The sequence below is a fragment of the Bradyrhizobium sp. genome (assembly GCF_035701725.1).
In the GTDB taxonomy this organism is placed as follows: domain Bacteria; phylum Pseudomonadota; class Alphaproteobacteria; order Rhizobiales; family Xanthobacteraceae; genus Bradyrhizobium.
Genome location: NZ_DASSRP010000334.1, coordinates 34,077 through 40,076 on the forward strand (window position 1 = coordinate 34,077; position 6,000 = coordinate 40,076).

5 protein-coding genes are annotated in these 6,000 nt (G+C 62.9%); 4 read left to right on the forward strand and 1 reads right to left on the reverse strand.

The features are described from left to right. The first annotated feature begins 96 nt into the window (after window positions 1-96). Both VFL62_RS20235 and VFL62_RS20240 read left to right on the forward strand, forming a co-directional pair. Window positions 97-336, forward strand: a complete 240-nt coding sequence (locus tag VFL62_RS20235) for a hypothetical protein (RefSeq protein WP_325174156.1) — start codon at window positions 97-99, stop codon at window positions 334-336. Beyond that, the gene (locus VFL62_RS20240; RefSeq protein ID WP_325174157.1) at window positions 329-523 is read left to right on the forward strand and encodes a hypothetical protein; all 195 of its coding nucleotides are present in this window, start codon (window positions 329-331) and stop codon (window positions 521-523) included. The genes VFL62_RS20235 and VFL62_RS20240 overlap by 8 nt, the downstream gene beginning before the upstream one ends. Before the next feature lie 4 nt (window positions 524-527). Here VFL62_RS20240 and pgm read toward each other — a convergent pair whose 3' ends face one another. Next, window positions 528-2,174 carry a phosphoglucomutase (alpha-D-glucose-1,6-bisphosphate-dependent) gene (gene pgm, locus VFL62_RS20245; protein ID WP_325174158.1) on the reverse strand — a complete coding sequence of 549 codons (1,647 nt, stop codon included), beginning with the start codon at window positions 2,172-2,174 and terminating at the stop codon, window positions 528-530. 146 nt (window positions 2,175-2,320) lie between these two features. Between pgm and uvrB the strand changes: the two genes are divergently transcribed. Together uvrB and VFL62_RS20255 are read left to right on the forward strand one after the other, a co-directional pair. Next, window positions 2,321-5,341: an excinuclease ABC subunit UvrB gene (uvrB, locus tag VFL62_RS20250; protein WP_325174159.1), complete on the forward strand. Its 3,021-nt coding sequence runs from the start codon at window positions 2,321-2,323 to the stop codon at window positions 5,339-5,341. A 44-nt stretch (window positions 5,342-5,385) separates the two neighbouring features. Then, the coding region (locus VFL62_RS20255) for a DpnI domain-containing protein (RefSeq protein WP_325174160.1) at window positions 5,386-6,000 on the forward strand (615 nt) is incomplete at its 3' end.

Genomic DNA, 6,000 nt, shown 5'->3' on the forward strand with positions numbered 1-6,000 from the left:
TCGAACTTCTCCCGAAACTGTGAAGCAGTTCACAGCCACTTGGATCGGTTCGTGGTTTGATCCTTGTCCAGATCGGCGGATCCGCGGGGACTTGAAATGACTTACGACGGCTTTCAAATCGAGGCATTCGAGCTCGGCAAGGGGCTTTGGCACGCCCGAATCCGCCGCGCGGACTGCGAACCCGTCGTTATCGACGGCGTTTCATTTCCCGAGCTTGAGGTCGGCTTCGCTTGGTCGGATGCCGAAGCGGCCATTGCCGACGCCAAGACCCGCATCGACTACCTCAACCGGCGGTCCGTCATGCCGGAACAAAAGCGGAGGGCGGCTCATGCATGACCACAAGTCCAACTCCTCCGCCGATGTCAGGTCGAACTGCCCTGACTGCGACGGCCAGCTTCGGGTGCTGCGCGTAATCGGCGGCCGTGGCGGCGCCGAGTATTGGACCATGCGCTGCACCCGCTGCGGCGGCATTCACCTTGACATCGTCAACGGCCCGTCGACCAGCCCCGCGCCAGCGGCGTAAGCCTTCAGCCGGCGAACACGCGAGCCATCGCCGATTGCGCTTCCTGCTGAATCTGACGCAAATGCGCCTCGCTGCGAAAACTTTCCGCATAGATCTTGTAGACGTCTTCGGTGCCTGAGGGGCGCGCCGCGAACCAGCCGTTCTCGGCCACGACCTTGATCCCGCCGAACGCTTGACCGTTGCCGGGTGCGGCGGTCAGCGCCGCGGTGACCTTCTCGCCACCGAGTTCCCTCATTGCGAGCTTCTCGCCAGTCAGGGACTTGAACAGGCTCTTTTGCTGTGGCGTCGCGGGGGCATCGATCCGCGCATAGAAGGGCATGCCGAGTTCGTCCGTGAGCGAGGAAAACAGCTGGCTCGGATCGCGGCCGGTCCTGGCGGTGATCTCGGCGGCGAGCAGGCCCATGATGATACCGTCCTTGTCGGTGGTCCACACCGAACCGTCCTTGCGCAGGAACGAGGCGCCTGCACTCTCCTCGCCGGCGAAGCCGAAGCCGCCACCGACGAGACCGTCGACGAACCATTTGAAGCCGACCGGCGTCTCCACCACCTTACGGCCGATTTTCTTCGCGACGCGGTCGATGATTGCGCTGGAGACGATGGTCTTGCCGACCGCACTGTCCTTTTTCCATTGCGGCCGATGCTCGAACAGAAACGCAATCGAGGCAGCCAGAAAATGGTTCGGATTCATCAACCCGCCGGTCGCGGTGACGATGCCATGACGGTCGGCGTCGGTGTCATTGGCAAAGGCGACGTCGAACTTTTCGCGCATGCCGATCAACTGCGCCATCGCATAAGGCGAGGAGCAATCCATCCGGACCTTGCCGTCCCAATCGAGGCTCATGAAGCGGAAGGTCGGATCGACGTCTTCGCGGATCAGCGTCGCGTTCAGACCGTAGCGCGCGATGACCGGTCGCCAGTAGTGCACCGCGGCTCCGCCGAGCGGATCGATGCCGATCTTCACGCCGGCGCCCTTGATCGCCTCCATGTCGAGCACGTCGGCGAGATCGGCGACATAGGGCGTGACGTAGTCGTGGCGATGCACGCAAGACGCTTTGCGCGCGCGCTCGTAGCTGATGCGCTTGACGCCTTCCAGACCGTTCTCGAGATAACGGTTGGCGGCGCGTTCGATCGCGCCGGTGACGTCAGTATCGGCGGGCCCGCCATTCGGCGGATTGTATTTGAAGCCACCGTCTTCGGGCGGATTGTGCGAGGGCGTGACCACGACGCCGTCGGCGAAGCCGCTTTGGCGGCCTTTGTTGTAGGTCAGGATCGCGTGCGAGATCACCGGCGTCGGCGTGTAACCGTCGTTCGCGTCGATCATCACGGTGATGCCATTGGCCGCGAACACTTCGAGCGCGCTCGCCAGCGCCGGCTCGGCCAACGCATGGGTGTCGATACCGATAAACAGCGGACCGTCCAGATTCTTCTCGGCTCGGTAATCGCACAGCGCCTGGCTGATGGCCAGAATATGCGCCTCGTTGAAGGCGTTGTTGAGCGCCGAACCGCGATGGCCCGAGGTGCCGAACGCGACTCGCTGCGTCGCCACTTTCGGGTCCGGCTTGCCCGCGAAATAGGCGGTCACCAGGCGCGGGATATTGGCGAGCATCGACGGCGCGACGGGCTTGCCTGCGAGCGGATGAATGTCGGGCATTGAATTCCTCAAAAATATGCCGCCACACTTTGCGGTTTGGTCGCCTTCCTGACAACTGCTGACAACGCAACGGGCTGTCGATAGCCCGGTTCCTGAACCTTTCACCAGCCCTTTTCTCGGGCCGTGACTCGTCCCATATTCCGCCCATGGCGAAGTCCCCGAATTCCCCCCAAAAGCCCGGCACGAAAACCCCTAAATCGAAGGCGCACCGCCCCGACGTGCAGCCGATCGGCCCTGCGCTGGCGGAATTGCTCAATCCCGCGATCAACCGCGGCGATGCCGGCATGGGTTCCGGTACGGGCTTGCAGCCGCCGCCGGACAACTCACGCGACCGCCGCGCCGGCGGCGAAGCGGCGGCGCACCGCGCCCGCGCCTCGACGCCGAAGAATTTCCCGGAGACCTCGGCCGATCCCTATCCGATGCCGCTGCGGCCCAATCCGCAGCCGGTCGGCGCACGAAAACCCGAGTCCGAGCCTTCAGGCTTCGGCGAAGCCCCACAACGCGAATTCGCGCCAGCCAATTACGGCACCTCGGCCACCATCCCCACCCTCGATCCCGAATTGGCGCGGCAGCTTGGGCTACCGACCGCCGAGGACGACGAGGAAGCCCTGGCGCGGCCGCCGAAGAGCAAGATGGAAGCGCTCGGCGTGAAAGCCACGGCCGAAGCGCTGGAAAACCTGATCCGCGACGGCCGCCCCGAATTCCGCAAGGAAGACGGCTCCCTGAAAGTGTGGACGCCGCATCGCCCGCCGCGTCCCGAAAAAAGCGAAGGCGGCGTCCGGTTCGAGATCAAGTCGGAGTATCAGCCGAAGGGCGATCAGCCCCAGGCGATCGCCGAGCTCGTCGAAGGTATCGCGCGGAACGACCGCACCCAGGTGCTGCTCGGCGTCACCGGCTCCGGCAAGACCTACACCATGGCCAAGGTGATCGAGGCGACGCAGCGCCCGGCGCTGATCCTGGCGCCGAACAAGACCTTGGCCGCGCAGCTCTACGGCGAGTTCAAGAATTTCTTTCCCGACAACGCGGTCGAGTATTTCGTCAGCTACTACGACTATTACCAGCCGGAAGCCTACGTTCCGCGCACCGACACCTATATCGAGAAGGATTCTTCGATCAACGAGCAGATCGACCGCATGCGCCATGCCGCGACGCGCGCGCTGCTCGAACGCGACGACGTCATCATCGTCGCCTCGGTCTCCTGCATCTACGGTATCGGCTCGGTCGAGACCTATACCGCGATGACCTTTGCCTTGAAGAAGGGTGAGCGCATCGACCAGCGGCAATTGATCGCGGATCTCGTCGCGCTGCAATACAAGCGCACCTCGGCCGATTTCTCGCGCGGCACCTTCCGTGTCCGCGGCGACGTCATCGACATCTTCCCGGCGCACTATGAGGACCGGGCCTGGCGCGTGAATTTGTTCGGCGACACTGTCGAGACCATTGAGGAGTTCGATCCGCTCACCGGCCACAAGCAGGACGAGCTCGAATTCATCAAGGTCTATGCAAATTCGCACTATGTGACGCCGCGCCCGACGCTGGTACAGGCGATCAAGGCGATCAAGAGCGAATTGAAGATGCGGCTTGACCAGCTCAACAACCAGGGCCGCCTGCTGGAAGCGCAGCGGCTGGAGCAACGCACCACCTTCGATCTCGAGATGATGGAAGCGACGGGAAGCTGCGCCGGCATCGAAAACTACTCGCGCTATCTCACCGGCCGCCGCCCCGGCGAGCCGCCGCCGACGCTGTTCGAATATGTGCCGGACAATGCGCTGGTGTTTGCGGACGAGAGCCACGTCAGCATCCCGCAGATCGGCGGCATGTTCCGCGGTGACTTCCGCCGCAAGGCGACGCTGGCCGAATACGGTTTCCGCCTGCCCTCCTGCATGGACAACCGTCCCTTGCGTTTCGAGGAATGGGACATGATGCGCCCGCAGACGGTCGCGGTGTCGGCGACGCCCGGCGGTTGGGAGCTCAACGAGAGCGGCGGCGTGTTCGTCGAGCAGGTGATCCGCCCGACCGGGCTGATCGATCCGCCGGTCGACATCAGACCGGCGCGCACCCAGGTCGACGACCTCGTCGGCGAGGTCCGCGCCACCGCGCTTAAAGGTTACCGCTCGCTGATCACGGTCTTGACCAAACGCATGGCCGAAGACCTCACCGAATATCTGCACGAGCAAGGTATTCGCGTGCGCTACATGCACAGCGACATCGACACCATCGAGCGCATCGAGATCATCCGCGACCTGCGGTTAGGGGCCTTCGATGCGCTGGTCGGCATCAACCTGCTCCGCGAGGGCCTCGACATTCCCGAATGTGCGCTGGTTGCGATTCTGGACGCCGATAAGGAAGGCTTCCTGCGCAGCGAGACCTCGCTGATCCAGACCATCGGCCGCGCGGCGCGCAATGTCGACGGCAAGGTGATCCTCTATGCGGATCAGATGACCGGCTCGATGGAGCGGGCGATGGCGGAGACCAACCGCCGCCGCGAGAAGCAGGTCGAGTACAACAAGGCCAACGGCATCACGCCGGAGAGCGTGAAGAAATCGATCGGCGATATCCTCAATTCGGTCTACGAACGGGACCATGTGCTGGTCGAGATCGGCGATGGCGGCAAGGGGTCTGGATGGTCCGACGACGTGATTTCGATCGGGCATAATTTCGAAGCGGTGCTGGCCGATCTCGAAACGCGGATGCGCGAAGCCGCTGCCGATCTCAATTTCGAGGAAGCCGCCAGGCTGCGCGACGAGGTCAAGCGGTTGCGTGCGACGGAAATGGCCGTGGTCGACGATCCCACCGCGAAGCAGAAGGCGGTCACCGGCAGAGCCGGCGCCTATGCGGGCGCGAAAAAATACGGCGAAGCCGCAAACCTGCCGACGACGGCGATGAAGAAGCGCAGTGGCGGCAAGTCGCGCGAGCGGGATCCGCTGTTGCCTTCGTCCAACGAAATCCGCGGCGGCTCCAAGGTGCACAAACCGCATCTCGACGAGATGCACGGGCCGGAATCGCTGCCCTACCGTGCGGGCCGCGCGCTGCCGGAACGGCCATTCGGCGGCGATAGCCGGGTCATCCAGCCTACCAACTCGCAGCACTCCGGCCCCGAGTTCGGCCCCTCGCCGCGCTCAAGCGGCGGCGCGCCGGGGAAGCGCGGGGGGTGGAAGCGAAGGTAGGGACGCAGGCTAGCAATTCGCGTCAGTCCGGCTAGGCTGGCGTCATGAAACTCGGCTTCGAAGAGGCACAATCGACCTACGCGAGCGCCTCGCAAAGCGCCCGTGCGTGGACGGAAGCATGGGTCAAGTTGTGGGCATACTGCCCGCATTGCGGCAACGCCAAGATGTCCCAGTTTCCGAACAACAGTCCCGTTGCCGACTTCCTCTGTTCCTCGTGCAGCGAAGAATTCGAGTTGAAGAGTCAGAAAGGAAAATTCGGCGTAAAGGTCGCCGACGGCGCTTACAAGACCAAATGCGAACGTTTGGCTGCGAGCAATAATCCAAATCTCTTACTGATGAACTACGATCCGAAATCTCTTTCGGTCGTGAACCTATTCATCGTTCCAAAACACTTCTTCATTCGCGACATCATCGAAGAACGAAAACCTCTGGCGGCGAACGCGCGCCGCGCTGGCTGGATCGGCTCGAACATCCTGATCGGCAAGGTGCCGGAGGCAGGCAAAATCCACATCGTTCAGAACGGCATCATTCGTCCGAAGGAAGCCGTTCTTCACGAATGGCAGAAGACGCTCTTTCTCAGAAGCGAGTCTCTTGAGGTTCGCGGTTGGCTGCTCGATGTCATGAGATGCGTGGAGTCTCTGGGCAGGCGAGAATTCACC